Below are 26,577 nucleotides of genomic sequence, written 5' to 3' on the forward strand. Positions count from 1 at the left end.
TGCGGCAACCGCCGGATCGCCGTTGTCGTGGCATCCCCGACCAACTCGGGAATCATGATGCCCAACAGAATCGATCCCGCCGGCGCCGACACCGGCGCCGCGGTCCCCTTCCACGGCCCGCACCAGGCCGGCATCGCGACCGCGGTGCAGGACCGGCTGCACTTCGCCGCGTTCGACGTGAAGACGGAGGACCGCGCCGAGTTCGTCCAGCTCCTCAAGGACTGGACGCAGGCCGCCGCCCGGATGACCGCCGGACACGCGGTCGGCGAGGGCGCGTACGGCGGTCTGGCCGAGGCGCCGCCGGACGACACCGGTGAGGCGCTGGGGCTCAAGCCCTCCCGGCTGACGCTGACCATCGGCTTCGGTCCGTCGCTGTTCGGGAAGTTCGATCTGGCGGACCTGCGGCCGGAGGCGCTCGTCGATCTGCCGGCGTTCTCGGGCGACAACCTGGACAAGGCCCGCAGCGACGGCGACCTGTGCGTCCAGGCCTGCGCGGACGACCCGCAGGTGGCGGTGCACGCCATCCGCAACCTCGCCCGTATCGGCTTCGGCAAGGTCGCCATCCGCTGGTCGCAGCTCGGCTTCGGCAAGACGTCGTCGACGACCCCGGACGCGCAGACCCCGCGCAACCTGATGGGCTTCAAGGACGGCACCCGCAACATCGCGGGCACCGAGACCGAGCGGCTGAAGAAGTTCGTGTGGGCCGACGCGAAGGACAACGGCGGGAACTCCACCTGGATGACCGGCGGTTCCTACCTCGTCGCCCGGCGCATCCGGATGAACATCGAGACCTGGGACCGTACGCCGCTCCAGGAGCAGGAGGACATCTTCGGCCGCGACAAGGGCGAGGGCGCCCCCGTCGGCAAGGCCAAGGAGCACGACAAGCCGTTCCTGAAGGCGATGAAGCCCGACGCGCATGTCCGCCTCGCGCACCCCGACTCCAACGACGGGATCACCATCCTGCGCCGGGGCTACTCCTTCACCGACGGCACGGACGGTCTCGGCCGCCTCGAAGCGGGCCTGTTCTTCCTGGCCTACATGCGTGACGTGCGCAGGGGGTTCATCCCGCTGCAGCGCCGGCTGTCGTCCTCCGACGCGCTCAACGAGTACATCCAGCACGTGAGTTCGGCGGTCTTCGCCGTTCCGCCCGGCGTCCGGGACAAGGACGACTGGTGGGGCCGGGCGCTGTTCTCCAAGGAGGCGTAGCCGTGTTCAGCAACTACCTGATCGGTCTGCGCGAGGGCCTGGAGGCCAGCCTCGTCGTCTGCATCCTCATCGCCTACCTGGTGAAGACGGAGCGCAGGGACGCCCTGAGGCCGATCTGGGCCGGTATCGGCGTCGCGATCGCCGTGGCACTCGGTTTCGGCTGCGCCCTCGAGTTCGGCTCCCAGGAGATGACGTTCCAGGCCCAGGAGGCGCTCGGCGGTTCGCTGTCGATCCTCGCCGTGGGCCTGGTGACGTGGATGGTCTTCTGGATGCGTCGCACCGCCCGGCATCTGAAGTCCGAGCTGCACGGCAGGCTGGACGCGGCGCTCGCCATGGGCACGGGTGCGCTGGTGGCGACCGCGTTCCTGGCGGTCGGCCGGGAGGGCCTGGAGACGGCCCTGTTCGTATGGGCGTCGGTGCACGCGGCCAGTGACGGCACACCCCGCCCGCTGATCGGCGTGGCGCTGGGTCTGGCCACCGCCGTCCTGCTCGGCTGGCTGTTCTACCGCGGCGCCCTGAGGATCAACCTCGCCAAGTTCTTCACCTGGACCGGCGGCATGCTGGTCGTCGTCGCCGCGGGCGTGCTCGCCTACGGCGTCCACGACCTTCAGGAGGCCGACTTCGTCCCGGGCCTGACGAACCTCGCCTTCGACATCAGCGGCACGATCGACCCGACGAGCTGGTACGGCACCCTGCTGAAGGGCGTCTTCAACTTCCAGCCCGACCCGACGGTCCTTCAGGTCACGGTGTGGGCGCTGTACTTGGTGCCGACGCTCACGATCTTCTTCGCCCCGGTAGGGTTCGCCTCCGGGAAGAAGAAGGTGAAGGCACCTGATGAGCAGGGATCGCACGGGTCGCAGCCCTCGAAGGCCTCGTAGCCTCGGCCGTCTCGGCCGTCTCGCCCTGGCGGCGACGACGGTGACCGCGCTGCTGGGGGCGGCGAGCGGCTGCGTGGTGGTGCACGGCGAGCGGGAGGTCGTCCCGGCCACGACCCGTGCCGAAGCCGCCCGCGCGCTGCGGGAGTTCACCGCCGCCTACAACAAGGCGGACGCGACGTACGACCGTTCGAAGGACGCGGACCGGGTGACCGGTCCGCTCGCCGACATCGACGGCGCCAAGCTGAGGGCCGGGCATCTCACCAAGCCGGGCGGCAATCCCACGCATTCGGCGCTGAAGTTCGACGACGCCGAGTTCTCGATCCCCGCCAAGGCGGGCCGGCCCCGCTGGTTCGTGGCGAACGCGACCGCCAACAAGGGCGTGCCGGGCAGTCGCTGGCTGCTCGTCTTCACCCGGGACAACGCCCGTGAACAGTGGCAGGCCTCGTTTCTGACGGTCCTCGGGACCGGTGACGTACCGAAGTTCGCGACGGACGGCGGCGGCTGGGCGCAGGCCGTCACCGCCGACGACACGGCGCTCGCGGTCGCGCCGCGGAAGCTCGGCCGGTCGTACGCGGCCTATCTGAAGGACGGCGGCGACACCTTCGCCGCGGGCGTCCACACCTCGCAGTGGCGGTCCCAGCGCGAGAAGTTCGCGAGCCGGCCCGGCCTCGCCCGGCAGTACATCGACGAGCCGCTGGCCTCGGGCGACTACGCGCCGGTGGGGCTGCGCACCGCGGACGGCGGGGCGCTCGTGTTCTTCGCCACGCACCGCTTCGAGAAGGAGACCGCTGCGGCGGGCACCGAGATCCCCTCGCCCACCGCTGAGGTGCAGGCTCTGACGACCGGTGAGATCAACCAGTCCCTGACCCTGGAGTTCGTCTCCAACCAGGTCGTCCTGGACCCGCCGAAGGGCGCGGGCCGGGGGCAGGTGTCCGTCCTCGGACGGGTCGAAGGCCTGACGGGCGCCAAGGGCGAGTAGCCCGGCCGCACCCCGGAACGCACTCCGGACGGCTGCCCGGGCGGGTGCTCAGCCCCGGTGGGGCCAGGCGGCGAGCTGGTCCGCGCCGTTCTCCCCGGCGTAACGGGCACATTCGTCCGTCAGGGTCTCCAGGAGCGTGAGCGGGTCCGGCAGCGGATGCTCGGGGCCGCGCACCCAGTCGACGCTCAGACCGCCGGGGAGCTGGGCCGGCGGCACGAGGACGTACGAGCCGCGGCAGTGCCAGCGGAAGCCGGGGTGTTCGTCCATCGTCTCGGGGTGGCAGTCCAGCTCGCAGGGCCACCACTCGTCCTCGTCCTCGGGCGTACCGCGGGTGAGAGTGAAGAACAGCATCCGGCCGTCGCCGGTCTCCGCGACGGGTCCGACCTCGATGTCGGAGGCGAGCAGGCGCACCAGCGCCTCGCGGCCCGCGTCCAGGGGGACGTCCAGGACGTCGTGCACCAGGCCGGTCGCGGTGATGAAGTTCGCCTTCGGCTGGTGCCGGGCCCAGCGCTCGATCTGGGCGCGGTCGGTCGTCGACTGCGTCTGCCAGGCGAAGGAGACGGGGTGGCGCGCGGGCGTGGGACAGCCGACGCGGTCACAGGAACAGCGGTAGCCGGAGGGGTACGCGGCCTGCGCGAGCGGCAGCCCCGCGTCGGCGGCGGCGAGCAGCAGGGCCTCACGGCCGTCGGCGGTCGTCTCCGCCGGGGCTTTGGGCCGGCCTCCGCGCAGCCACTTCGAGAACCTGTCCCACGTGCCGGAGCGGCGGCCGAACTCTGCGCTCATCTATCCCCTCGCCTGCCTCGCCGTAGTGCGACTCGTCCTCGCCCCATCGTCCCACCATCCTGGGCTCCGGGTGGCCGGAGCCGACAACCGGGGTAGGTGGGGCGATGCGTCCACCAGGCCCTGATCAGGTGTTATTGCATGATTAGAGGTGATTTCACGGGCGCTCGGCGGAGGTCCGGCCGGTGCGGGGAGTAGTCGGCCGGCGCGCCCGCGTAGTCGTACGAGACCGATGCCACTCAGGCAGGGCGGGGCGGTTCCGGTGGACGGGGCGGGGCGGCTCCGGTGGACACCACCCGTACGCCTCCCGCTCCCGGGGCCGGGCACACCGCACCATGAGCATCAACTGCCCGTGCGGTTGCGTAAGGAGCCTTCCTTGCACCCTCTTCGCCGCGCCACGCCCCGGCGCTACCTCATGTGCCCACCGGTGCACTTCGACGTCACGTACGCGATCAATCCGTGGATGAACCCCGCCAAGCCGGTCGACGTGCCGCTCGCGCTCGCCCAGTGGGAGGACCTGCGGGACCGCTACCGCTCCCTCGGCCACCAGGTCGAGGAACTCGCCCCGCGTCCGGGCCTGCCGGACATGGTCTTCGCGGCGAACGGCGCGACGGTCGTGGACGGCCGTGTGCTGGGCGCGCGGTTCGCGTACCCGCAGCGCGAGGCGGAGGCGGAGGCGCATCTGGAGTGGTTCCGCGCCCGCGGGTTCGGGCGGGTCCGCGAACCGGAACACGTCAACGAGGGAGAGGGCGACTTCGTCGTCACGGGCTCCCTCCTGCTCGCGGGCCGGGGCTTTCGCGCGAGCCCGCTCTCGCACGGGGAGGCACAGGAGTTCTTCGGCCGGCCGGTGATCGGGCTGGACCTCGTCGACCCGCGCTACTACCACCTGGACACGGCACTCGCCGTCCTCGACGACCGCACCGACGAGATCATGTACTACCCGCCCGCGTTCTCCCCCGGCAGCCGCGAGGTCCTGCGCCGGCTGTTCCCGGACGCGCTGACCGCCACGCCGGAGGACGCCGCCGCAATGGGCCTCAACGCCGTCTCGGACGGTCTGCACGTGCTGCTGCCCCAGGAGGCGGCGGGCCTGTTCGAGCCGCTCCGGGAACGCGGCTTCGTTCCCGTCGGCGTCGACCTCGGCGAACTCCTCAAGGGCGGCGGAAGCGTGAAGTGCTGCACGCAGGAGCTGCGAGGCCTGCCCGGAAGCCCGGGGTGAGCCGACCCGGGGCGACCCGGGGATGACCTAGGAGGCGTCCGCGGGCGGCGGCCACGAGTCGCCCCACTCGGCGTCGCGGGCCGCCTTGTACAGCGGTCCGTGGCGCTTGGTGACCGTCTCCCGGCGCAGCGACTCGTCCGGCTCGCACAGGTCGAGCAGGACCTGGCCCTTGCGGATCTGCGGTTTGCGCACGACGCGGGAGGGCGTCGGCTCGGGCGGGAAGCGGGTCGCGGCGACGTAGCTGAACTTCTCGTCCTCGTACGGCAGGGAGCCGCCCTTGACCTGGCGGTGCAGGGAGGAACGGGCGACACGCGCGGAGAAGTGGCACCAGTCCTGGCCGGGGATGATGGGGCAGGCCGTGCTGTGCGGGCAGGGCGCGGCGACATGGAAACCGGCGCCGATCAGTCGCTCGCGGGCGGCGAGGACCCGGGTGTAGCCGTCCGGGGTGCCGGGCTCGATGATCACCACCGCCCGGGCGGCGCTCGCGGCCGCGTCCACGACCGAGGCGCGGTCGTCCTCGGTGAGCTCGCCGAGGACGTACGAGACGGTGACGAGATCAGTGCTCTCGATGGTGAGCGCCGCTCCGATACGAGAGCGCTGCCACGCGGCGCCTCGCAGGTCCGGGTTGGCGGCGGCGATCTCCCGGCCGAGCGCGAGGGCCGGCTCGGCCCAGTCGAGCACGGTCACCGGGCGGCCGCCCTCCCAGGTCGCGTTCACCGCCCAGGTCGCCGCGCCCGTGCCGCCGCCCACGTCCACATGGCTCGCCGGCACCCAGCCGGGCGCCGCGTCCGCGAACGCCTCCAGCGCCGCGCGCACGGCCTCGAACGTCGCGGGCATCCGGTACGCGGCGTACGCGGCCACGTCCGAGCGGTCCCGCAGGATCGGGGTGTGGGTCGGGGTGGTCCCCCGGTAGTTCGCGATCAGCCGCTCGACCGCCTGCGCGGCGGCCTTCGGCGGTAGTCCGTCGAGCAGTCCGGCGAGGGCGCTGCGCAGGAGGTCGGCGGGAGGTACGGGGGCGTTCACGGCCCGATTCTCTCAGGTGCCGCGCATCCCCCCGTACCGGCCGGCGGTCTCTCGCAGGTGGCGCCCCCGTACCGGCCGGGCGCCCTCTCAGGTGCCGCGCACCGCCCGTCGCAGCCGGGTGGCCGCCGCCGCGCGGGGCGCGTTGTCGGCCGGGCGGCGCCGGGGGTGGACCGTGTTGGCGAGCAGGACCAGGAACGTGTCCGTCGCCGGGTCCAGGACCAGGGAGGTGCCGGTGAACCCGGTGTGGCCGGCCGCGCCGCGGCCCGCGAGGGTTCCCATGAACCAGGGCTGGTCGAGGGCGAACCCGAGGCCGGGCGGGGTGAGGAGGAGTTCGACGAAGTCGGGACCGAGGATGCGCGCGGGGCCGTACGAGCCGCCCGCGAGCAGGGTGCGGCAGAAGACGGCCAGATCGCGCGCGGTGGAGAACAGCCCGGCGTGCCCGGCCACCCCGCCGAGCGCCCAGGCGTTCTCGTCGTGCACCACGCCCCGCAGCATGCGCCGGTCCGCCTTGGCCCACGGCCGCCGCTGGTCCTCCGTGGCCGCCGCGCCGGGGCAGGGTCCGAAGGAGGTGGCGTTCATCCCGAGCGGGCGGGTGATGCCGTCCCGGACGAGAACGTCGAGCCCGCGGCCGGTGACGCGTTCCAGCACGTACTGCAGGAGGAGCAGGTTGACGTCGGAGTAGCGGTACTCGCCCGGCTTCGACGAGGGGGCTTCGGCCCGCAGCATCGCCAGCCGGGCCGTGTCGTCCGGGCAGTCGTACAGCGGGAGCTCGGGGCGCAGCCCGGAGGTGTGGGTGAGGAGCTGCCGTACGGTGATGCCGTGCTCGCGGGCCGCGCGGAACTCCGGCAGGTACGCACCGACGCGCGCCTCGATGCCCAGCGTCCCACGCTCCAGTTGCTGCACCGCGGCGACCGCCGTGAACAGCTTGGTGAGGGAGGCCAGGTCGAAGGGGGTGTGCACGGTCATCGGCACCCGCGCGTGCGGTGGCAGCTCGACCCCGGTGTCCTTGCCCTCGTCGTGGGCGGAGTAACGCACCGCCCAGCCGGCCGCCTCCTCGACGGCGATGACCGGGCCCCGCCCCGCGACCACCACCACGCCCGCCGCCCAAGGGTCGGGCCCGCGGGTGAGGGAACGGACCTCCTGGACGAGCCCGCGCAGTTCACCCGCGTCGAGTCCGGCGCGTTCCGGCGTACCGTTCCGCAGTCTTGGTGCGCTCAGTTCCCCGCCTCTTTTCCGTTCGAAGTGCGTCCCGTCCGCCGGGGACGGCACAGTCCCATGAAGCAGCCGACGGCCACCAACGCGGCCACCAGTTGGACGACGGCCATCGGGACGGCGGTGTGCTCGCCCGCGATGCCGACGAGCGGTGAGGCGACCGCGCCGACGAGGAAGGAGGAGGTGCCGAGCAGCGCGGAGGCGGAACCGGCCGCGTGCCGTACGCGCATGAGGGCGAGGGCCTGGGTGTTGGGCAGGGCGAGGCCCATGGCGGACATCAGCACGAACAGCGCGGCGGCGACCGGGGCTAGCCCGACCCGCCCGAGGGCACCGGTGGACATGAGCAGCAGCGCGGTCGCGGCGAGGACGACGAGGGCGAGGCCGGTGGCGAGGACCTTTTCGAGGGCGACCCGGCCGACCAGCAGTTTGCCGTTGATCTGCCCGGCGATCACGAGGCCGACGGAGTTCGCGCCGAAGAGCAGGCTGAAGGTCTGCGGGGAGGCGCCGTACAGGTCCTGGATCACGAACGGGGAGGCCGAGATATAGGCGAAGAGGGCCGCGAAGGTGAAGCCGCCCGCGAGCATGTACCCGGTGAAGACGCGGTCGGCGAGCAGGTGGCGCATGGCGCGCAGGGCCTCGCCGACGCCGCCGCCGTGCCGGTCGGCGGGTTCGAGGGTCTCGGGCAGTTTCGCCCAGACGAGGGCCGACAGCGCGATGCCGACGGCGGTGAGGACCACGAACACGCCCCGCCAGTCGGTGAAGCGCAGGATCTGCCCGCCGATGAGCGGCGCGACGACCGGGGCGACGCCGGAGATCAGCATGAGGGTGGAGAAGAAGCGGGCCATCGCGACGCCGTCGTACAGGTCGCGGACGACCGCGCGGGCGATCACTATCCCGGCCGCGCCGGCGAGTCCCTGGACGAGGCGGAAGGCGACGAGGAGGCCGATGCCGGGCGCGAGGGCGCACAGGACGGTGGCGAGGACGTAGACGGCGAGGCCGGCGAGCAGCGGGCGTCTGCGGCCCCACCGGTCGCTCATCGGCCCGACGACGAGCTGTCCGAGCGCCATGCCCGCGAGGCACGCGGTGAGCGTGAGCTGGACGGTGGCGGCCGGGGCGTGCAGGGAGCCGGTGACCTCCGGCAGCGAGGGAAGGTACATGTCCATCGCGAGCGGGGGTGTGGCGGTCAGGCCGCCGAGGACGAGGGTGACGAGGAGTCCGGTGCGGCGCGGGCCGGCGGGTCCGGCGTGCGGTCGCTGTACGGCGTCGGCTCTCGCCTCGGCGGCGGGGGCTGACGCCCCGGAGGCGAGGGCCGGCGTCTCGGGGACGGACGCCCGCGCTCCGGACGCGGGCACCGGCGCCCCGGCGGCCGGAGCCGAGACCTCGACGACCGCCGGCGCGGTGCCCGCGGTCGCTGCCTCCGGTATATGCCCTCGCGGGTCTTCCTGGTCCCGCGCGGTGCGGCCACGCTCGGACATGTGCCCCCCTCTCCGTAAGATGCGGCCCCTATGCTCTCAGTTCGAACAGCGAGTTCGGAGTCACGGATCAAGGGGCGGGCATGACGGGCGAGCGTGAACGCGTGCGGTGGGGGATTCTGGCGACCGGCGGGATCGCCGCGGCGTTCACGGCGGACCTGGTGGACATGCCGGACGCCGAGGTGGTGGCCGTCGCCTCACGCTCGGACTCCTCGGCGAAGGCGTTCGCGGAGCGGTTCGGGATTCCCCGGGCGTACGGGGACTGGGCGTCGCTCGCCGCGGACGAGGACGTCGACGTCGTGTACGTCGCCACGCCGCACTCGGCGCACCGGGTGGCCGCCGGGATGTGCCTGGAGGCGGGGCGCCATGTGCTGTGCGAGAAGGCGTTCACGCTGAACGCGCGCGAGGCCGAGGAGCTGGTCGCGCTCGCACGCGGGAACGACCGCTTCCTGATGGAGGCCATGTGGATGTACTGCAATCCGCTGGTCGTGCGGCTGAAGGCGCTGGTCGACGACGGGGTGATCGGTGACGTGCGCACGGTGCAGGCCGACTTCGGTCTGGCCGGGCCGTTCCCGCCCTCGCACCGGCTGCGGGACCCCGCGCAGGGCGGCGGCGCGCTGCTCGATCTCGGCGTCTATCCGGTGTCGTTCGCCCAGTTGCTGCTCGGGGAGCCCTCGGACATCGTCGCGAGAGCGGTGCTCTCCGAGGAGGGCGTCGATCTCCAGACGGGTGCGCTGCTCTCCTTCGAGAGCGGTGCTCTGGCTTCGGTGCACTGCTCCATCAACGGCGGCACTCCCGTCGCCGCCTCCGTCACCGGCTCCGCGGGCCGCATCGACATCCCGGGCGGCTTCTTCTTCCCGGACCACTTCGTCCTGCACCGCGACGGCCGCGAGCCGGAGACCTTCCGCACCGACCCCGCCTCCGGCCCCCGCAACAGCCTCAAGCACGAGGCCGCCGAGGTGATGCGCGCCCTGCGGGCCGGCGAGACCGAGTCCCCCCTCGTCCCCCTCGACGGCACGCTCGCCGTGATGCGGACGCTCGACACGATCCGCGAGCGCATCGGCGTCCGCTATCCCGGCGAGGCGACGGCGTAGCGGACCGGACGCGACCGGCGCCCACGTACGCCGGAGTCCGGCGGTTCACCAAGGAACGGCAAACGCCGCAACCCACACATACGGAAGCTGACTCTCCGGACCATATAAGCCGTTGGTGCGCTTATGCTCGTCATCTCCCCATCAGAGCTTCACAGTTGGAGCCCACGGCTTCGGTACGACCACGGTCCACTCCGAGGGGGAGGTGGCAGCCGCTCCGCGGCCCGGGTGGGGGCCGACCTCGCGCAGGACCGCGGGGCGCGCACCGGACCGCGGAGCGGCTGCCCCCGTCGTCAGCCCTGGTCGCCGCCGTCCGCCGCGACCGGCTTCACGTCCTGCTTCACGTCCGGCACCTCGGCCGGCTTAACATCCGGCGCCTCGGCCGGCTTCACGTCCTGCTTCACATCCGGCACCTCGGCCGGCTTCTTGGTCGGTGCCTCGGCCGGATCCTGAGCCGGCTCCGCGACCGGCTGCCCGGCCGACCGGCGCCCGCGGGCGCGCAGCGCGAGCGCACCGCCCGCGAGGAGCGCCACCGCCGCCCCGGCCGCGCCCATCAGCCCCCACGGCGCGCCGCCGCCGTGCCCGGCGGAGGCCGGGGCCGGAGCGCCCGCCGCGGCCTTCGCCGCCTTCCGCGTGGGGTTCGCGCTCGCGGCGCCCGCGCTGAGCGGATCGACCAGCGCGCCGACCGGCTCGGCGTTCGCGCCCTTGCCGAAACCCCAGTCGAGGAGCTGCGCCGTCTCCTCGTAGACACCGTTGCCGCCGCTCTTGGGGTGCATCACCGTGACGAGCAGGGTCCGTCCGTCGCGGGTCGCCGCGCCGGTGAAGGTGTTGCCGGCATGGCTGGTGTAGCCGTTCTTCACCCCGATCAGACCCTCGTACGGCTTCATGCCCCACGCGCCCGTCAGCAGACGGTCGGTGTTCTGTATCTGGAAGGTCTTCTTGCCGCCGGCGGGGAAGTCGGCGGTCCTCGTCGAGCAGTAGCCGCGGAAGTCGGCGTCCGCGAGCCCGTGCCGGGCGAAGAGCGTCAGGTCGTACGCGGACGAGAGCTGGCCCTTGTGGTCGAAGCCGTCGGGGCTGACCACGTGGGTGTCGAGGGCCTGCAGATCCTTCGCGAGCGCCTGCATCTCGGCGACGGTGGCCTCGATCCCGCCGTTCATGTGGCTGAGCACGTGCACCGCGTCGTTGCCGGAACGCAGGAAGACGCCCTGCCACAACTGCTCGACGGTGTAGGTGATGCCGGGCTTGATACCGACGAGGCTGGAGCCCGCGGGCACGTCGGCGATGTCGGCGTCGACCACCTTGTACGTCCGGGCGCGCTCGAACTTCTTCAGGACCGTGCCCGCGAACAGCATCTTCAGGGTGGAGGCGGGCGCGAGACGCCGGTGGGCGTTGTACGCGGCGAGCACCTCGCCCGTGGTGAGGTCGGCGACCAGCCAGGAGCGGGCGGTGAGGTGCTTGGGCAGCCCCGACGCACCGCTCACCTGTATCCCGGCACCGGCCAGTCGGGCACCGCCGATCGTCGTCGTGGCGTACGCGGTCGTGGCCGTCGCGGCGGCGAGGGGGACGGCTGCGGCGAGGCCGAGAGCGGCACGGCGGGAGAGCCCGGAAGAATCACGCATCCCGGGACCGTACAAAGTCCGCCGGAGAAGCTCGACAGCGGGGTGACAAAGAGAAGGAACGCCGTTTCCAAAGCAGCGGCAAACAGGCCGCACGAGAACACGGCCGTCCTGTCGGGACACCCGGCCCCTTCCCTCGCCCGCGCGCGGGGGCGGGGGCGGGAAACCCCGGCGCGGGCGCAGTCAACAGGCGTTTCCTGGCAAAGAGCCCTCGAAAGCCTGGGAATGGGCTGTCTGACCCAATATTGATTCCGGGGTCCCGATTCTCAGCCCTCACACATCCCTTACTCAGCCCGGCGCAAAGGTTCCTCCCTAGCTTGTGACTGCGCCCACAGGGGGGCGCCAAGAACCTTTGAGGAACGGGATGTTTGGCATCTATCTCAAGCGTGAACTGAGCCGGCGGAAGAAGGCGGCGCTGGTGATCGCCATGGGTCTGGCGCTCGGTATCGCGCTGGTCATCACCGTCAACTCGGTGTCGGCCGGCATGCAGCAGGCCCAGGAGAAAGTCCTGAAGTCGCTGTACGGGCTCGGCACGGACATGACCGTCACCAAGGCCCAGACGGCGCCGACGAGCGGTTCCTCGAGCCGCCCGAAGTTCGACTTCGACGCCAAGTCGAGCAGCAGCAAGCAGCAGAGCTCGGACCGGGTGATGACCCAGGGCGGACAGACGCTGAAGTCCTCGCTGGTCACCGAAGTCGCCGCGCAGAAGGGCGTGTCGAGCGCCGTCGGCTCGATCAGCCTGAACGTCGTCAAGGTCGACGGCTCGTTCACCCAGGGCAAGGCGAAGTCCTCGACGTCGAACTCCCAGGGCGGCCCCGGCGGCCAGGGCGGCAGCACCGGCGCGCCCCAGGTCCAGGGCGGCGGCGCCTCCTTCGACGTGAACTCCTACTCCGTCGCGGGCGTCGACGTGAGCCACCAGGAACTCGGCCCTCTGGCCACCTCGAAGATCACCACGGGCGCGACGTTCACGGCCGCGCAGAGCTCCGCGAAGGTCGCGGTGCTCAGCAAGTCGTACGCCAAGGAGAACAAGTACAAGGTCGGCTCGACCCTCAAGATCTCCGGCAAGAAGTACAAGGTCATCGGCATCGCGACGCCCGACAGCAGCGAGTCGACCACCGACGTCTACCTGCCGCTGAAGCAGGCCCAGACCCTCGGCGACGCCAAGAACAAGGTCACCACGATCTACGTCAAGGCGACCGACTCGAAGCAGATCTCCACGGTCAAGACGACCATCCAGAAGAACATCTCCGGGACGACCGTCACCACCTCCGCCGACCTCGCGGACACCGTCTCCGGCTCGCTGTCGACCGCCTCGAACCTCGCGACGAGCGTCGGAAAGTGGCTGTCCATCGCCGTCCTGATCGCCGCGTTCCTGGTCGCGGCGCTGCTCACCTCCTCCGCCGTCTCCCGCCGCGTGCGTGAGTTCGGCACGCTGAAGGCGCTCGGCTGGCCGTCCCGCAAGGTCACCCGCCAGGTCGTCGGCGAGTCGATCGTGAACGGTCTGCTCGGCGGCGTCCTCGGCATCGGCCTCGGACTCGCGGCGGCCTACACCGTCACCGCGATCAGCCCGAAGCTGACGGCGGAGCTCGGCTCCACCGGCTCCACCGGCTCCACCGGCGGCCCGGGCGGCCCCGGCGGCGGCGGTCCCGGCGGGCAGGCGGCCTCCGCCGCCAAGAACACCATCGACATCGCGCTGTCCGCGCCGGTGTCGGTGACCACCATCGCGCTCGCCGTGGGCCTGGCCGTCACCGGCGGTCTGATCGCCGGCGCGATGGGCGGCTGGCGCGCCTCCCGGATGCGCCCGGCGGACGCGCTCCGCAGCGTCTCCTGACCCACCCCCGGGCACACCCCACGAGTCGGGGCGCCGCGTCCACTCCCCCCGGGCCGCGGCGCCCCACCCCCTTCATCCTCGGAGAACCTTCATGTACAAGCTCACCGGCGTCACCAAGCGCTATACGCGGGGCAAGGAGACGGTCGAGGCCCTGCGGGGCGTCGACCTCACCATCGAGGACGGCGACCAGCTCGTCATCCAGGGCCCCACGGGCGGCGGCAAGTCGACACTGCTCCAGATGATCGGCGGGCTCGACCGGCCGACCTCCGGTTCGGTCGAGCTGGACGGCGTGGACCTCGGCACCATCAGCGAGGCCAAGCTGACCCGGCTGCGGGCCGAGAAGATCGGCATCATCTTCCAGTCGTTCAACCTCATCCCGACGCTGACCGCGCAGGAGAACGTCGAGACCGCCCTCGTCCCCCTCGGGGTCAAGCCCGCCGAGCGGCGCGAGCGAGCCGCGGAGGCGCTCCGCTCGGTCGGTCTCGGCGAACGGCTCACACACGTCCCGACCGAGCTGTCGGGCGGTCAGCAGCAGCGCGTGGCCATCGCCCGGGCCCTGGTCAAGAAGCCGAAGGTGCTGCTCGCCGACGAGCCGACCGGCAACCTCGACGAGGGCACCCGCGACGACATCATGGGCCTGCTCGAAGGGCTGTGGCACGAGTACGGGCTGACGTTCATCATGGTCACCCACGACTCGTCCATCGCCCGCCGCGCGCCGCGCCTCGCGACCATCAAGGCGGGGGAGATCACCCTGACCGAGCAGGGTGCCCGCCGGGCCGTCTCCGAGCGGGCCGGACACCCCGCCCCACAGCAGCAGTTCACGCCGCAGGAGTACGCGCAGGCGCAGTACGCGCGGGAACAGTACGGGGCCGCCCAGGGCTACTGAGTCCCACGGTGGCCCCGGCCTCCGCACCCACCCCGCTCCTCGCGTTCCCCGCGCCGACGGGCCGCCCGCCGAACCTCGGTGAGCGGCCCGTCGGTGTTCACGCCTGGCCGGTCTCGAAGCGGCTGATCCTGCCGCCGCCGGCGACGGTGAAGCTCCACCGGGTCTTCATCTCGCCCCAGGTGTCGTTGCGGTAGCGCACGAGGAGGGAACGCCCCCCGTCGGACTCGCTGTCGACATCCATGTGGCCGCGCGAGGAGAAGATCTCCCGGTCGGTCCAGTCGGCGAGGTCACGGTCGGAGCCGTCGTCCGACATGGTGGCGTCCGGCGCGAGAAGGGCCTCGAACGCGTCCCGGTCATGGGCGTTCACCGCGGTGACGAAGGCCCGGACGGCCGGATCGCTGAGGCGCGTTGGCTGAATGGTCATGGGAGCCACCCTCACACCGGCTCCCCGCACCCGCCACCCGAACGGCGGCGCGGGCCCGCCGGGCCGGTGCGATCGGTGCGACGGTGGACACTCGGGAGGAAACCGTTGCCACCGTCTGGACTGGGAGTCACCGTGACCTGTATCGACCGGCGTGATCTGGGACTGCTGCTGCTCCGTCTGAGCACGGGCGGGGTGCTGGCGGTGCACGGAGCGCAGAAGCTGTTCGGCTGGTTCGGGGGCGGCGGCATCGAGGGCACCGGACAGGCCATGGAGGCCATGGGGTACGCGCCCGGGAAGGCGAGCGCCACGGCCGCGGGCCTCGCGGAGACGGGCGGCGGCGTCCTCCTGGCGCTGGGGCTCGCCACGCCCGCGGCCGGTGCGGCGGCGGCCGGCGCGATGGCGGGCGCGGCGGCGGTGCACCTGCCGAACGGGTTCTTCGCGCACAGCGGCGGCTACGAGTACGCGGCCTCGCTCGGCCTGTCGGCGGCGGGCCTCGCGGTGACGGGCCCCGGCCGGCTGTCCCTCGACCATCTGATGGGTCACGCGGTGAACCGTGGCTGGATGGTGCCGATCGCGCTGGGTACGACGGCTGCGGTCACCGCGGTGGTCGTGGGCATCCGGAACAACCGGGTGCGCACGGCACGCGAGGGCAAACAGGAGGCCCTGTTCGAGGAATAGGGCAGACGAGTCGGGCTGTACGCCGGGTTCTGTCGCCCGGTCGCCTCGCGGCGGCCGGGGAGACGGCCATCCATCTAGGGCCGGCGTTGCCGCCGGCCTCGTGCGGTCTACCCGCGGACTCGGGCGGGCAGCCCTCGAACGTCCGCGCAGAGCCACCTTTTACAGCGGCTCCTCTTGACCTTGCTCCGGGTGGGGTTTACCTAGCCGCCTGAGTCACCTCAGGCGCTGGTGGTCTCTTACACCACCGTTTCACCCTTACCGGGAACCGGAGTTCTCGGCGGTTTACTTTCTGTGGCACTGTCCCGCGGGTCACCCCGGGTGGCCGTTAGCCACCACCCTGCCCTGTGGAGCCCGGACGTTCCTCGGGAAGCACCCCCGAAGGGGACTTCACGCGGCCGTCCGCCCGGCTCGTCTGCCGTGCCGACCATGGTACCGGGCGGGAGGGACGCCGGGGACCGGCGGTCGCCGTGGCCAGGACGGAGCCCGCCAGGATGAGGGCGAAGGCGGCGAGGATCCCGGCGGTCAGGCGTTCGTCCAGGAGGAGGGCACCCGCCGCGACCGCGACCGCCGGATTGACGTACGTGATCACCGTCGCCCGGGTCGGGCCCGCCTCCTTGATCAGTTCCAGGAAGGCCACGAAGGCGACGGCCGTGCAGACGACGCCGAGGCCCGCGAGGGCGGCCAGGACCTGTCCGGACGGTATCGCCTCCGGCCGGGTGAAGGCCGCCGCGGGCGCGTAGACCAGTGCCGCCAGCGCCAGGCAGGGGGCCGTCAGATGGAGCGAGGGCACGTCCTTGAGGCGGCGGGCGACGATGAGCGGCGCGGTGGCGTAGCCGATGACCGTGAGCAGCACCTCGACGAGGGACCGGGTGTCGCCGCCGGTCAGATGCGGTGCCGTGAGGACCCCGACTCCGGCCAGGCCGAGGGCGAGGCCCGTGACGCGCCGGGCGCCGAGCCGTTCCGTGTCGCCGAGGAAACGGGCCGCGACGACGCCGACGATCGGCACACCGGCGATCAGCAGGCCCGCGGTGGAGCTGGACAGATGGCGTTCGGCGTCCGTGAGCGTCCACCAGGGGACCATGATCTCGATGACCGCGAAGGCCAGCATCGGCCGCCAGTGGGCCCGTACGGTCCCGGCCAGGCCACCCTGCCGGATCGCGAAGGGGAGCAGCAGCGCGGCGCCGACCGCGCAGCGCGTGAACACCACCACCGACGGGGACACCTCGTCCACCGCCACCTTGATCATCAGGTAGGGGATGCCCCAGATCACTCCCATCAGGGAGAACAGAAACCAGCCGCGTGCAGTCATGCGGTCAGTCTCGGTCACCGCCCCGCGGGGCGTCTTGAACGCTGTTGCGCTCCGGCCGGGGGCGTGAGCACGCTCGCCCGGTACGCCGCCGGGGTCACGCCCAGCACGCGGCGGAACCAGCGGGTCAGATGCGCCTGGTCGGCGAAGCCCACGAGTCCGGCGACCTCGGCGGGGCGCAGTCCGGACTCCAGGAGCCGGCGGGCCCGGTTCACCCGGTGCTGGGCCAGCCAGGCGTACGGCGGTATCCCCGTCGTCGTACGGAAGGCGCGCAGGAGCTGGTAGCGGGACAGGCCCAGGTCGCCGGCGAGGGAGGCGAGGGAGGGCGGGGCCTGGAGTTCACCGGCCAGGCGGTCCCGTACGGCGTCGGCTATGCGCGCGGCGCCGGGGACCTCGTCGCGTTCCGGGCGGGCCGTGGAGTGCCGCCGGGTCAGCGCGGCGAGCAGCCACGGCAGGCGGGACTCGGCCTCCAACGGGTCCGGGCAGGTGCTCAGTTCGGCGTGCGCGGCGCGCAGCGCGGCGGCGAGCTCGGGGTCGTCGAGCAGCGGTTCCCGGAAGTGCGGGAGACCGCCGACCGCGCCCTCGGAGAGCAGGGACGGCTCCGCGTACAGGGCCCGGTAGGCGTAGCCGTCGCAGGCGGCGGGGCCGCCGGTGTGCATCTCGCCGGGGGCCAGCACGACGATGGACCCCGGGCCGGTCCTGATGTGGCCGCCGCGGTAGCCGATGAGCTCCGAGCCGCCGACGCTGACGCCGATGGTGAACTCGTCGTGGGTGTGCGGGGCGTAGCGGTGCTGGTCGAAGCGCGCGGTCAGCAGGTCCAGGGGCCGGCCGTCCCGCCCGAGGGTGGCCCGGGTCCAGCGGGCCTCCTCCTTCACGAGGTGCTTCGTGGACCGCCGCGCGGGCGGGGTCGCCCCACGGACCACGGCGGTCGCCGGGCGCCGTGCGGTCCCGGTCGTCGCCTCTCCCCGTCCGGTCATGGCCGTACCCCCCCTCGCGACCGTGGCCGGTCGCGTTCACCGCGCTCGCTCTACGGAGGCAACACCCGCGTCCCCCGTTTCCATGCCGGAGGCCGTCGCCGGGATCAGGCGGGTTCGAACCGCACCTTCGCCGTTCCGGGGTCCGCCTGGGCGAGCCGGACCCGCAGGCGTTCGCCGAGCGGCAGTTCCGTCGTCCCGCCGGAGATCCGGGCGAAGACCGCCGGGGACTCCAGTTGCACGGTCCCGGCCGTCGGGTCGTGTTCCTGTACGTCCACCACGCAGGCTTCGAACAGGTCGCCGACGCGGTCCTTGAGGAGTGCGGCCTCCACGATGTCGACGCACTCGCGCTCGACGGTGCCCGCGCGTCTGCTGCCCTCGGCCATCTCCTTGGGCAGGGCGTCCAGTGCCGCGAGGACCCACTCGGGAGTCGGCAGACCGGCGGCGGCCGCGAGGCAGATCTCCGAGGCGTAGCGGTCGACGAGCCGGCGCAGCGGGGCCGTGCAGTGGGCGTAGGGCGCGGCGACGGCGGCGTGCGCGGTGACCTCGGGCAGCGCCCCGTCCCGGAAGACGGTGTACCCGGCGCCGCGCAGCAGGGTCGTGCACTCCTGGAGGAAGGCGGCGTGGTGCGGCCGGTGCGGGTCGAGGGAGCGGACGAGCTGCGCGTACGAGACGTGGTGCGGCCAGTCGATGCGCAGGGCGCGCGCGGTCCGGCGCAGCCGTCCGACCGCTCCGTCGGGTGCGGCGGGCAGTGTCCGCAGCACGCCCGTGCCGTGGTCGAGCATCAGCTCGGCCGCCGCCATACCGGTGAGCAGGGAGATCTGCGCGTTCCAGCCGTCGGCGGGCAGTGGGGCGCGGTAGGCGAGTTCGTACGTCCCGTCCTTCTCGACGATCTCCTGCTCGGGCACGTTGAGCGAAATGCCGCCGCGCTCGATCTCCAGGGCCTCGCGCCGTTCGCCGACCTCCTTGAGCAGGGCGAGCGGTTCCTCCGCCGTTCCCGTGTCGATGCGGTGCTGCACGGTCGCGTAGTCCAGTTTGGCGCGGCTGCGGACCAGGGCACGGCGGACGTCGACGATCTCCGTACGGCCGTCCGGGCCGAGGTCGATCGTCCACAGGACGGCCGGGCAGGTCTGGCCCGGGAGGAGGCTCGCGACGCCTTCGGAGAGCGCGGGCGGGTGGAGGGGGATCCTGCCGTCGGGGAAGTAGAGCGTCATCACGCGCCGGTGCGCCTCGGCGTCCAGGGCTCCGCCGGGTGCCACGAAGGCGCCGACGTCGGCGATGGCGTACTGGACGCGGTAGCCGCCCCCCTCGCGGCGCGCGAGGTGCATCGCCTGGTCGAGGTCCTCGGAGGAGGGCGGGTCGATGGTGAAGAGGGGAATGTCCGTCGCGTCGTACGCGGGCAGGCGGGCCGGCCTCCCGGCCTCCGCGAGGACGTCGGCCGGGAAACTCCCGGGGACGCCGAGCTCGGTCCGCAGCGCGCGGAGAGCGGCTCGCAGCGGGGCCTGCGGGGCACCGGTGACGCGGACGTGACGGCGAGGCATGGGTCGAGCGTAGGCCGGGGGCAACAGTTGAGCACGCGGAGCGGGGCGCCCTCCGGGCGAGGGGAGCCCGGTTCATGCCTGCCGCGCCGTGCCGCCGCCGTGCCGGCACCGCGTGGCGGGCGCGTGCCGGGGGTCCGACAAGCAGGTCCGGTGGGTTCGGGCGGCCCGGTGGGCGCGGGGCCGGGCGGGGAGGGGGTTCGGGGGTACGCCGTAGGCTGGCGGCGGTCCGTGTCCATCGTGAGGAGAACCAACCGTGCTCGTGCTGCTGCCGCCCTCCGAGGGCAAGGCACCCTCCGGCCGGGGAACCGCGCTCAAGCCGGAGTCGCTGTCCCTGCCCGCGCTCGCGGAGGCACGTCGGGCGGTCCTCGACGAGCTGGTCGAGCTGTGCGTGGCCGACGAGGAGAAGGCCCGCGAGGTGCTCGGACTGAGCGAGGGCCTGCGGGGCGAGATCGCGAAGAACACGGAACTGCGGACCGCGGGCACGCGCCCGGCCGGGGAGATCTACACGGGGGTCCTGTACGACGCCCTGGACCTGGCCTCGCTGGACACGGCCGCCAAGCGGCGGGCGGGCCGTTCGCTGCTCGTCTTCTCCGGGCTGTGGGGCGCGGTGCGGGTGACCGACCGCATCCCCTCGTACCGCTGCTCGATGGGTGTGAAGCTGCCGGGCCTCGGAGCGCTGGGCGCGCACTGGCGCACGCCGATGGCCGCCGCGCTCCCCGAAGCCGCGGGCGACGGACTCGTGCTGGACCTGCGCTCCTCGGCGTACACCGCGGCGTGGAAGCCCAAGGGCGAGGTGGCCGGGCGGACGGCGACCGTGCGGGTGCTGCACGCGCAACAGGTGAACGGGGTCGAGAAGCGTTCCGTCGTCAGCCACTTCAACAAGGCGACCAAGGGCCGGATCGTCCGCAGCCTGCTGACCGCGAACGCCGCGCCGAAGAACCCGGCGGAGCTGGCGGAGGCGCTGCGGGACCTCGGGTACACGGTGGAGGCGGAGGCTCCCCGCAGGGCGGGCACGTCTTGGGCGCTCGACGTGGTGGTGAGGGAGATCCACTGATCGGGCTCAGCCGATCGGGCTGCGCGAATCGGGCTGCGCTGAGGGCTCAGCCGATCGGGCTGCGCTGAGGGCTCCGTGGATCGGGCTCCGCTGAGGGGCGTTCGCCGGGCGTGGTGGTTGTCCGTCGAGAGGCACCCGCACCAGCGTTGCACCATGCGCAACGGTCTTTGCGCATGATGCGCACCCCGGGCAGGATGAGGGCATGACTTCGTCGTCGCCCTCGTCTCCGCACGCCTCCGTCCTGGATCTCGCGCCCGTCGTCCCCGTCGTCGTGGTCGCGGACGTCTCCGACGCGGTGCCGCTGGCGCGGGCGCTGGTCGCCGGCGGGCTGCCCGCCATCGAGGTGACCCTGCGGACCCCGGCGGCGCTCGACGCGATCCGGGCCATCGCGGCCGAGGTGCCCGACGCGGTGGTGGGCGCGGGCACGGTCCTGACGCCGGAGCACGTGGCCGGGTCGGTGGCGGCGGGCGCCCGCTTCCTGGTCAGCCCCGGCTGGACGGACGGGCTGCTGGACGCGATGAAGGCGTCCGGGTTGCCCTTCCTGCCGGGTGTGTCCACGACCACCGAGGTGGTGGCGCTGCTGGAGCGGGGGGTGCGCGAGATGAAGTTCTTCCCCGCACAGGCCGCCGGCGGCACGGCCTACCTGAAGTCGCTGGCGGGACCGCTCCCGCAGGCGCGGTTCTGCCCGACGGGCGGCATCGGCCCCGACTGTGCGCCGGACTACCTCGCACTCTCCAACGTCGGCTGCGTGGGCGGCAGTTGGATGCTCCCGGCCGACGCGGTCGCTGCGCGGGACTGGCGCCGGGTGGAGAACCTGGCACGGGAGGCGTCGGCACTGCGGCGGTAGTCGCGCCCGCCCACACGGCGGTGATCGCGCCGACCGCTCCGCCCTGCTCCACCCTGCTCAGCTCAGCCCCGCTCAGCTCACGCGGATCACCACCTTGCCGAAGGCCGCGCCGCTCTCGTAGTACCGGAACGCCTCCCGCACCTCGTCGAAGCCGAGGACGCGGTCCACGACCGGGCGGGTGCCGTGCAGTTCCAGAGCCCTGTTCATGGACTCGAAGTGCGCGCGGCTGCCCACGAAGACCCGGCGGATCGTGGCCAGACTCGCCGCGTACGCCGCGTTGGAGATCTCGATCCCGGACCCGCGCCCGTTGCCGGTGATCAGGAGCACGATCTGGCCGTAGAGCGCGGCGGCGCGCACCGACTGCTCGATGGTGTCGGGCCCGTTGGTCTCCACGACGAGGTCGGCGCCGCGACCACCGGTCAACTCCCTGACGGCGCGCCCCCATTCGGGGTTCTGGACGTAGTCGACGACGTGGTCCGCGCCGAGAGCCTTGAGGCGGTCCGCCTTGGCCTCGCTCGATGTCGTCGCGATCACCTCGGCACCCAGCGTCTTGGCGAACTGCACGACGAAGAGGGACAGCGCGCCGGTGCCGAGGGTGAGCACGGTCTGGCCGGGGGTGACGGGCTCGCCGCCGGTCAGACTGTGCCAGGCGGTCACCCCGGCACAGGGCAGACAGGCCGCCTCCTCCCAGGTCAGATGGCCGGGAACGCGCACGGCGGCCTCCTGGCCCAGGCAGGCGTACTCGGTCAGCATGCCGTCGAGGGTGGCGCCGGGCTGGTCGAACCGGTCCGGGGTGATCCGGCCGTCCAGCCAGTTCGGGAAGTATGTGCCGGCCACCCGGTCGCCCACCGCGAACCGGGTCACCTCCGCCCCCACCGCGACGACCTCCCCGGCTCCGTCGCTCAGTGGGATCACGTCGGGCACGGCCTTCAGGGGGTAGGTCCCCTTCAGGAGCAGCAGGTCGCGCTTGTTGAGGGAGACGGCACGGACGCGGACGAGGATGTCCCGGGGCCCCGGTTCGGGGCGGGGCGAATCGCGCGGCACGATCCCGTCGACGGTGCCGGGCGTTTCGAGGTGGTAGGCGCGCATGTCCGCTCCCTGGGTGGGCTCCTGCGTGGATGCGTCCATGCTGTCCGCGCCGAGGGTCCCGCTCAATTCCCGGCAGGGTATGACGAGTGATTCCCGGCGAGTACGACGACTGCCGCCGTGCCGCCGTCGTACCCGTGACGTACAACTGATCGCATGACGACCGGTATCTCCACCGAGCCCCCGCCTTTCGCCCGGGAGCTGCTGCGCTGGCGGCACGCGCGCAGGGTGAGCCAACTGGAGCTCGCCTCCCGGGCGGGCACGACCCAGCGGTACGTCAGTTTCATCGAGCGCGGACGATCGGTCCCCGGCAGAGAGATCGTGATCCGGCTCGCCGAGTCGCTGGGCCTGACCCTGCGGGAGCGCAACGCGCTTCTCCTGGCGGCCGGTTACGCTCCCGCGTTCACCGAGTCGTCGCTCGACGCGGCCGCGCTGAAGCCCGTACGCGAGGCGCTGGACAGCATCCTCGAAGGGCATCTGCCGTATCCGGCGGTGGTGGCCGGGCCGCGCGGTGAACTCGTCGCCGCCAACGCGGCGTTCGACGTTCTGTCGGAAGGTGTCGAACCCGCGCTGCTGGAACCGCCGGTGAACGTCCTGCGGTTGGCCCTTCATCCGCGCGGGATGGCGTCACGGGTGGTGAACCTGGACGCGTGGGGCCGGCACATCGTGGAGAACCTGCGGGCCCGTTGCCTGCGCAGCCCCGACCCCCGCCTCGACGCGCTGGTCGAGGAGTTGACGGCGTACGTGCCGGAGAGCGAGCCGGGCTCGGACTATCTCGGCTTCGCCGTGCCGCTGCGACTGCGGTGCCCGGAGGGCGAGTTGAGGCTGCTCACGACGCTGACGTCGTTCGCCACCGCGGTGGACGTCACGCTCGCCGAACTCCATCTGGAGGCGTTCCTCCCGGCAGACCCGGAGACCGCCGGGATCCTCCGCGACCGGGCCGCGCGGCGGGGATGAGGCCGCCGGGCGGGGCCGGGACCGAGGCGGTCGGGGTCAGCGGAGATGCGAGGTGTCGTTGAACAGGCGGACGCTCGCGTTGCCGTCCCCGTAGTACGCCACCGCCGACAGCGACGCCGCCGACAGTTCCATCCGGAACAGGGACTCCGGCGGGGCGCCGAGGGCCAGTCGTACGAGGGTCTTGATCGGGGTGACGTGCGTGACGAGCAGGACCGTGCGGCCGGCGTAGGCGGCGATCAGCTTGTCGCGGGTGACGGCCATGCGGAGCGCCGTCGCGGCGAAGCTCTCTCCACCGCCGGTCGGTTCGGCCTCCGGGGAGGCGAGCCAGGCGTTCAGGTCGTCCGGGTGGCGTTCGCGTACCTCGCCGAAGGTCAGCCCCTCCCAGGCGCCGAAGTCCGTCTCGCGCAGGCCGTCCTCGATGACGACGTCGAGGCCCAGCCGGGCGGCGACGGCGCCGGCGGTCTCGCGGGTCCGGGCCAGTGGGGACGCCACGACGGCCTGGATGGTGCCGCGCGCCGCCAGTGCCGTGGCGACGCGCTCGGCCTGTTCGCGGCCCGCGTCGGACAGCGACGGGTCGCTGCCGCCGCTGCCCGAGAACCGCTTCTGCGGGGTCAGGAGGGTCTCGCCGTGGCGCAGCAGGACGAAGGTGGCGGGGGCGCCCATGTCCGGGGGTGCGCTCCAGCCTGCGGCGGGCGTGGTGGCGGTCACGTTTCTCGCGGCTCGCTGGTCGTCGCCCGCCTTTCCGGCTCGGCCGGCGTCACCGGGCTTTTCGGCTCGGCCGGCGTCATCCCGCCCTGCGGGCGCCTGGCCGGCGTCGCCGCCGGGGGACGGGGTGCCACCCGTCGCCGTCTCCCGGGTGCCGCCCGGTGCGGGCTGGGCGCGCAGTTCCCCGCGCCCCTCACGGGGCGCTGCCCCCGCCGGAATCGCGGCTTCGCCGCCGGGGGACGGGGTGCCACCCGTCGCCGTCGGCCGACTACCGCCCGGCGCGGGCTCGTCGCGCAGTTCCCCGCGCCCCTTACGGGGCACGTCCGTGCCGCCCGGCGCCGTCGGCCGGGTGCCGCTCGGCGTGGGCTGGGCGCGCAGTTCCTCGCGCGCCTCGCGGGGGGCTTCGCCTCGGGTTTCTTTCAGGGCTGCTCGGGCCCTTGCCGCGCCCGCTGTCGCGTCGCCGGGTGGGCCCGTCGGCTCGGGGGGCGCGGAGCGGGCGGCGCGGGCGTTCAGTTCGGCCGTCGACGCCGACGGGGACCAGGTCTCGCCGCGCTTGCCGGCGTCCATCGCCTCGTTGGCCAGACGGTCCGCGTGCTTGTTGCGCTCGCGCGGCATCCACTCGTACGTGACCTGGGAGCCCGGAAGGACCCCGGCCGCCCGTGCCGCCAGCGGCTTCATGTCCGGGTGCTTGATCTTCCAGCGCCCGGACATCTGCTCCACGACGAGCTTGGAGTCCATCCGGACCCTGACCCGTGCGGTCGCGTCGAGGTCGCGGGCCGCCTCCAGACCCGCGACCAGGCCCCGGTACTCGGCGACGTTGTTGGTGGCGACGCCGATGTACTCGGCGCGCTCCGCCAGCGTCTCCCCGGTGGCCGCGTCGATGACCACGGAGCCGTAGCCCGCGGGCCCCGGGTTGCCCCGGGAACCTCCGTCGGCCTCGACGATGAACTCCCGCACGGCCGGACTCCCTACAGGCCGGACTCGGACGTGCGCACCAGGATGCGCTGGCAGTTCTCGCAGCGCAGCACGGTGTCGGGAGAGGCCGCCTTCACCTCGTTGACCTCGGTGATGTTGAGCTCCAGGCGGCAGCCCTCGCAACGGCGCTGGTAGAGCCGGGCGGCGCCGACGCCACCCTGCTGGAGGCGCAGCTTGTCGTAGAGCTTGAGGAGATCGGCGGGCACGGAGGCGGAGATGACCTCGCGCTCCTTGGTGGCCGAGGCCGCCTCGCCGTCGAACTGCTCGAAGGCCGCGTCACGGCGCCCGGTCGCGTCGTCGATCTTCGCCTGGACGGAGGAGACGCGCTCGGTCAGCTCGGAGACCCGCTCCTGGGCGGACTCGCGGCGCTCCATGACCTCGAGGACGACGTCCTCCAGGTCGCCCTGGCGCTTGGCGAGGGAGACGATCTCGCGCTGGAGGTTCTCCAGGTCCTTGGGGGAGGTGACGGCGCCCGAGTCGAGGCGCTGCTGGTCGCGGACGGCGCGCTGACGCACCTGGTCCACGTCCTGCTCGGCCTTGGTCTGCTCGCGGGCGCAGTCGCTCTCCTCCGTCTGCGCGGCGACGAGCAGGTCGCGCAGCTGGGTGAGGTCCTTGTTCAGCGACTCGATCTCGGCGTGCTCGGGCAGCGACTTCCGCTTGTGGGCGAGCTGCTGGAGGCGGGAGTCGAGGGACTGGACGTCGAGAAGTCGGATCTGGTCGGCGGGCGCGGCGTTCAGTTGGGGGCTCCTGAGGTTTCGTTGTGTGAGGCCGCGTGGGCGGTCCAGGGGTCGGTGACCGTCCGGGAGACGTGGACGCGCAGTCCCCATCCCTTCCGTTCGGAGATCTCGTCGAGCTGGGCGGCGGCCAGCTCGCACCAGGGCCACTCGGTGGCCCAGTGCGCCGCGTCGAGCAGCGCGAGAGGACTGTGGGCGCGGGCCTCCGACACCGGGTGGTGCCGCAGGTCCGCGGTGAGGAACGCGTCCACGCCCGCGGCGCGCACGTCGTCGAAGAGGCTGTCACCGGAGCCGCCGCTGACGGCGACGGTCCGCACCAGCGCGTCGGGGTCGCCCGCGACACGGATGCCCTGCGCGGTGGCGGGCAGCCGCTCGGCGGCCCGCGCGGCGAGTTCGCGCAGGGTCAGCGGATGGTCCAGCTCGCAGACGCGGCCGAGGCCACGGCGTCCCTCGGGGTCGGTGGTGTCCGGCACGAGGGGCCGTACGACCCTGAGGTCGAGCGCCCCGGCCAGCGCGTCGCTGACTCCCGGGTCCGCGCGGTCGGCGTTGGTGTGGGCGACGTGCAGCGCGATGTCGTTCTTGATCAGCGTGTGCACGACCCGGCCCTTGAAGGTGCCGGCCGCCACCGTCGTCGTACCGCGCAGATAGAGCGGGTGGTGGGTGACGAGCAGGTCGGCTTCCAGCTTCACCGCCTCGTCGACGATGTCCTGGACCGGGTCGACGGCGAACAGGACGCGCGTGACCTCCTGGTCGGGGTCGCCGCAGACGGTGCCGACCGCGTCCCACCCCTCGGCCCGCTCGGGGGGCCAGAGGGCGTCGAGCGCGGCGATGACTTCAGACAGACGGGGCACGGGGAAAAGGCTACCTGGCTCACGTCCCTGTCCGACCGGTCGTGGGCCACCGGCCCGTACCGGGGGCGGACGGCGGACGCGCGGGTGCGCGCCGGGGCGGCGGGCGGGACGGGTTCCCGCCACGTGCGGCGCACGTCTTCCCGCCATCGTTCAGCACATCCGCCCCGTTCCCTCAGGCGAATCCCGACACGGCCACCCTTATGTGTGAAGCAACAGCCCGTCGTCCCCCCGCCTGTGCGTGCGAAAACTACCTTC

At 72.7% G+C, this 26,577-nt stretch carries 23 protein-coding genes, 1 other RNA gene and 1 pseudogene; 11 read left to right on the plus strand and 14 right to left on the minus strand.

The features are described 5' to 3' along the window. The first annotated feature begins 15 nt into the window (after nucleotides 1-15). The 3 genes from efeB to ACWEBX_RS07220 are packed head-to-tail and all read left to right on the plus strand — an operon-like array spanning nucleotide 16 to nucleotide 3,063. Entirely contained in the window at nucleotides 16-1,206 is a 1,191-nt protein-coding gene (efeB, locus tag ACWEBX_RS07210; RefSeq protein ID WP_451883980.1) for an iron uptake transporter deferrochelatase/peroxidase subunit, read from the plus strand. 2 nt (nucleotides 1,207-1,208) lie between these two features. Continuing rightward, entirely contained in the window at nucleotides 1,209-2,084 is an 876-nt protein-coding gene (efeU, locus tag ACWEBX_RS07215; RefSeq protein WP_451883909.1) for an iron uptake transporter permease EfeU, read from the plus strand. Beyond that, nucleotides 2,041-3,063, plus strand: coding sequence for a hypothetical protein (locus tag ACWEBX_RS07220; protein ID WP_451883910.1), 1,023 nt, complete (start codon nucleotides 2,041-2,043; stop codon nucleotides 3,061-3,063). Before efeU ends, ACWEBX_RS07220 begins: the two co-directional genes overlap by 44 nt. A gap of 48 nt (nucleotides 3,064-3,111) precedes the next feature. Here the strand turns inward: ACWEBX_RS07220 and ACWEBX_RS07225 are convergent, their stop codons facing one another. Continuing rightward, on the minus strand, nucleotides 3,112-3,846 hold the full coding sequence (locus ACWEBX_RS07225) for a bifunctional DNA primase/polymerase (protein ID WP_451883911.1): 735 nt from the start codon (nucleotides 3,844-3,846) through the stop codon (nucleotides 3,112-3,114). Nucleotides 3,847-4,219: 373 nt separating this feature from the next. Between ACWEBX_RS07225 and ddaH the strand changes: the two genes are divergently transcribed. Beyond that, a complete protein-coding gene (gene ddaH, locus ACWEBX_RS07230; protein WP_451883912.1) occupies nucleotides 4,220-5,059 on the plus strand; it encodes a dimethylargininase in 840 nt (279 codons plus the stop codon). Nucleotides 5,060-5,086: 27 nt separating this feature from the next. Here the strand turns inward: ddaH and ACWEBX_RS07235 are convergent, their stop codons facing one another. The 3 genes from ACWEBX_RS07235 to ACWEBX_RS07245 form a co-directional block, all read right to left on the minus strand. After that, nucleotides 5,087-6,082 carry a small ribosomal subunit Rsm22 family protein gene (locus ACWEBX_RS07235; protein WP_451883913.1) on the minus strand — a complete coding sequence of 332 codons (996 nt, stop codon included), beginning with the start codon at nucleotides 6,080-6,082 and terminating at the stop codon, nucleotides 5,087-5,089. A gap of 87 nt (nucleotides 6,083-6,169) precedes the next feature. Next, on the minus strand, nucleotides 6,170-7,351 hold the full coding sequence (locus ACWEBX_RS07240; protein ID WP_451883914.1) for a serine hydrolase domain-containing protein: 1,182 nt from the start codon (nucleotides 7,349-7,351) through the stop codon (nucleotides 6,170-6,172). Then, entirely contained in the window at nucleotides 7,297-8,769 is a 1,473-nt protein-coding gene (locus ACWEBX_RS07245; RefSeq protein WP_451883915.1) for a multidrug effflux MFS transporter, read from the minus strand. The genes ACWEBX_RS07240 and ACWEBX_RS07245 overlap by 55 nt, the downstream gene beginning before the upstream one ends. An 80-nt stretch (nucleotides 8,770-8,849) precedes the next feature. Here ACWEBX_RS07245 and ACWEBX_RS07250 point away from each other — a divergent pair, with 80 nt between their 5' ends. Continuing rightward, the gene (locus tag ACWEBX_RS07250; RefSeq protein WP_451883916.1) at nucleotides 8,850-9,860 is read left to right on the plus strand and encodes a Gfo/Idh/MocA family protein; all 1,011 of its coding nucleotides are present in this window, start codon (nucleotides 8,850-8,852) and stop codon (nucleotides 9,858-9,860) included. Between the two features lie 290 nt (nucleotides 9,861-10,150). Here the strand turns inward: ACWEBX_RS07250 and ACWEBX_RS07255 are convergent, their stop codons facing one another. Then, the gene (locus ACWEBX_RS07255) at nucleotides 10,151-11,476 is read right to left on the minus strand and encodes a serine hydrolase (RefSeq protein ID WP_451883917.1); all 1,326 of its coding nucleotides are present in this window, start codon (nucleotides 11,474-11,476) and stop codon (nucleotides 10,151-10,153) included. 361 nt (nucleotides 11,477-11,837) lie between these two features. Here ACWEBX_RS07255 and ACWEBX_RS07260 point away from each other — a divergent pair, with 361 nt between their 5' ends. Both ACWEBX_RS07260 and ACWEBX_RS07265 read left to right on the plus strand, forming a co-directional pair. Further along, nucleotides 11,838-13,304, plus strand: a complete 1,467-nt coding sequence (locus tag ACWEBX_RS07260) for an ABC transporter permease (protein ID WP_451883918.1) — start codon at nucleotides 11,838-11,840, stop codon at nucleotides 13,302-13,304. Between the two features lie 91 nt (nucleotides 13,305-13,395). Next, nucleotides 13,396-14,190 carry an ABC transporter ATP-binding protein gene (locus ACWEBX_RS07265; protein ID WP_451883919.1) on the plus strand — a complete coding sequence of 265 codons (795 nt, stop codon included), beginning with the start codon at nucleotides 13,396-13,398 and terminating at the stop codon, nucleotides 14,188-14,190. A 97-nt stretch (nucleotides 14,191-14,287) separates the two neighbouring features. Here ACWEBX_RS07265 and ACWEBX_RS07270 read toward each other — a convergent pair whose 3' ends face one another. Beyond that, a complete protein-coding gene (locus tag ACWEBX_RS07270; RefSeq protein WP_451883920.1) occupies nucleotides 14,288-14,614 on the minus strand; it encodes a nuclear transport factor 2 family protein in 327 nt (108 codons plus the stop codon). A gap of 132 nt (nucleotides 14,615-14,746) precedes the next feature. Between ACWEBX_RS07270 and ACWEBX_RS07275 the strand changes: the two genes are divergently transcribed. Continuing rightward, nucleotides 14,747-15,292, plus strand: coding sequence for a DoxX family protein (locus ACWEBX_RS07275; protein ID WP_451883921.1), 546 nt, complete (start codon nucleotides 14,747-14,749; stop codon nucleotides 15,290-15,292). 2 nt (nucleotides 15,293-15,294) lie between these two features. Here ACWEBX_RS07275 and rnpB read toward each other — a convergent pair. From rnpB to ACWEBX_RS07295, 4 genes and pseudogenes are all read right to left on the minus strand, one after another. Then, an RNA gene (gene rnpB, locus ACWEBX_RS07280) (RNase P RNA component class A) lies at nucleotides 15,295-15,703 on the minus strand. Nucleotides 15,704-15,773: 70 nt separating this feature from the next. Next, a pseudogene (locus tag ACWEBX_RS07285) lies at nucleotides 15,774-16,601 on the minus strand (DMT family transporter); the annotation flags it as partial. A 14-nt stretch (nucleotides 16,602-16,615) separates the two neighbouring features. Beyond that, the gene (locus tag ACWEBX_RS07290) at nucleotides 16,616-17,473 is read right to left on the minus strand and encodes a helix-turn-helix domain-containing protein (RefSeq protein ID WP_451883981.1); all 858 of its coding nucleotides are present in this window, start codon (nucleotides 17,471-17,473) and stop codon (nucleotides 16,616-16,618) included. Between the two features lie 206 nt (nucleotides 17,474-17,679). Further along, nucleotides 17,680-19,113, minus strand: a complete 1,434-nt coding sequence (locus tag ACWEBX_RS07295) for an RNB domain-containing ribonuclease (protein ID WP_451883922.1) — start codon at nucleotides 19,111-19,113, stop codon at nucleotides 17,680-17,682. A gap of 253 nt (nucleotides 19,114-19,366) precedes the next feature. On the opposite strand from ACWEBX_RS07295, the gene yaaA reads away from it, so the two are divergent. Continuing rightward, nucleotides 19,367-20,167, plus strand: coding sequence for a peroxide stress protein YaaA (yaaA, locus tag ACWEBX_RS07300; RefSeq protein ID WP_451883923.1), 801 nt, complete (start codon nucleotides 19,367-19,369; stop codon nucleotides 20,165-20,167). 202 nt (nucleotides 20,168-20,369) lie between these two features. Then, nucleotides 20,370-21,014, plus strand: coding sequence for a bifunctional 4-hydroxy-2-oxoglutarate aldolase/2-dehydro-3-deoxy-phosphogluconate aldolase (eda, locus tag ACWEBX_RS07305; RefSeq protein WP_451883924.1), 645 nt, complete (start codon nucleotides 20,370-20,372; stop codon nucleotides 21,012-21,014). 72 nt (nucleotides 21,015-21,086) lie between these two features. On the opposite strand, the gene ACWEBX_RS07310 is transcribed toward eda, so the two are convergent. After that, on the minus strand, nucleotides 21,087-22,142 hold the full coding sequence (locus ACWEBX_RS07310) for a zinc-dependent alcohol dehydrogenase family protein (protein WP_451883925.1): 1,056 nt from the start codon (nucleotides 22,140-22,142) through the stop codon (nucleotides 21,087-21,089). Between the two features lie 114 nt (nucleotides 22,143-22,256). Between ACWEBX_RS07310 and ACWEBX_RS07315 the strand changes: the two genes are divergently transcribed. Continuing rightward, nucleotides 22,257-23,057 carry a helix-turn-helix domain-containing protein gene (locus tag ACWEBX_RS07315; protein ID WP_451883926.1) on the plus strand — a complete coding sequence of 267 codons (801 nt, stop codon included), beginning with the start codon at nucleotides 22,257-22,259 and terminating at the stop codon, nucleotides 23,055-23,057. A gap of 36 nt (nucleotides 23,058-23,093) precedes the next feature. Here the strand turns inward: ACWEBX_RS07315 and ACWEBX_RS07320 are convergent, their stop codons facing one another. From ACWEBX_RS07320 to ACWEBX_RS07330, 3 genes are read right to left on the minus strand one after another with little or no spacing between them, the layout of a single operon-like run. Further along, nucleotides 23,094-24,719 carry a bifunctional RNase H/acid phosphatase gene (locus tag ACWEBX_RS07320; RefSeq protein ID WP_451883927.1) on the minus strand — a complete coding sequence of 542 codons (1,626 nt, stop codon included), beginning with the start codon at nucleotides 24,717-24,719 and terminating at the stop codon, nucleotides 23,094-23,096. Between the two features lie 11 nt (nucleotides 24,720-24,730). After that, nucleotides 24,731-25,474, minus strand: coding sequence for a zinc ribbon domain-containing protein (locus ACWEBX_RS07325; RefSeq protein WP_451883982.1), 744 nt, complete (start codon nucleotides 25,472-25,474; stop codon nucleotides 24,731-24,733). Then, nucleotides 25,471-26,322 (minus strand): Nif3-like dinuclear metal center hexameric protein, encoded by an 852-nt coding sequence (locus tag ACWEBX_RS07330; RefSeq protein WP_451883928.1) that lies wholly within the window; start codon nucleotides 26,320-26,322, stop codon nucleotides 25,471-25,473. Before ACWEBX_RS07330 ends, ACWEBX_RS07325 begins: the two co-directional genes overlap by 4 nt. Nucleotides 26,323-26,577 lie beyond the last annotated feature (255 nt).

It is taken from the genome of Streptomyces sp. NPDC005070 (assembly GCF_053600395.1).

Excerpts from the sequence above, each read along its gene's own strand:
- ACWEBX_RS07220 (WP_451883910.1), top strand. The coding sequence starts at position 2,041 with ATGAGCAGGGATCGCACGGGTCGCAGCCCTCGAAGGCCTCGTAGCCTC.
- ACWEBX_RS07225 (WP_451883911.1), bottom strand. The coding sequence starts at position 3,846 with ATGAGCGCAGAGTTCGGCCGCCGCTCCGGCACGTGGGACAGGTTCTCG.
- ACWEBX_RS07245 (WP_451883915.1), bottom strand. The coding sequence starts at position 8,769 with ATGTCCGAGCGTGGCCGCACCGCGCGGGACCAGGAAGACCCGCGAGGG.
- ACWEBX_RS07250 (WP_451883916.1), top strand. The coding sequence starts at position 8,850 with ATGACGGGCGAGCGTGAACGCGTGCGGTGGGGGATTCTGGCGACCGGC.
- ACWEBX_RS07255 (WP_451883917.1), bottom strand. The coding sequence starts at position 11,476 with ATGCGTGATTCTTCCGGGCTCTCCCGCCGTGCCGCTCTCGGCCTCGCC.
- ACWEBX_RS07260 (WP_451883918.1), top strand. The coding sequence starts at position 11,838 with ATGTTTGGCATCTATCTCAAGCGTGAACTGAGCCGGCGGAAGAAGGCG.
- ACWEBX_RS07265 (WP_451883919.1), top strand. The coding sequence starts at position 13,396 with ATGTACAAGCTCACCGGCGTCACCAAGCGCTATACGCGGGGCAAGGAG.
- ACWEBX_RS07270 (WP_451883920.1), bottom strand. The coding sequence starts at position 14,614 with ATGACCATTCAGCCAACGCGCCTCAGCGATCCGGCCGTCCGGGCCTTC.
- ACWEBX_RS07295 (WP_451883922.1), bottom strand. The coding sequence starts at position 19,113 with ATGCCTCGCCGTCACGTCCGCGTCACCGGTGCCCCGCAGGCCCCGCTG.
- eda (WP_451883924.1), top strand. The coding sequence starts at position 20,370 with ATGACTTCGTCGTCGCCCTCGTCTCCGCACGCCTCCGTCCTGGATCTC.
- ACWEBX_RS07310 (WP_451883925.1), bottom strand. The coding sequence starts at position 22,142 with ATGGACGCATCCACGCAGGAGCCCACCCAGGGAGCGGACATGCGCGCC.
- ACWEBX_RS07315 (WP_451883926.1), top strand. The coding sequence starts at position 22,257 with ATGACGACCGGTATCTCCACCGAGCCCCCGCCTTTCGCCCGGGAGCTG.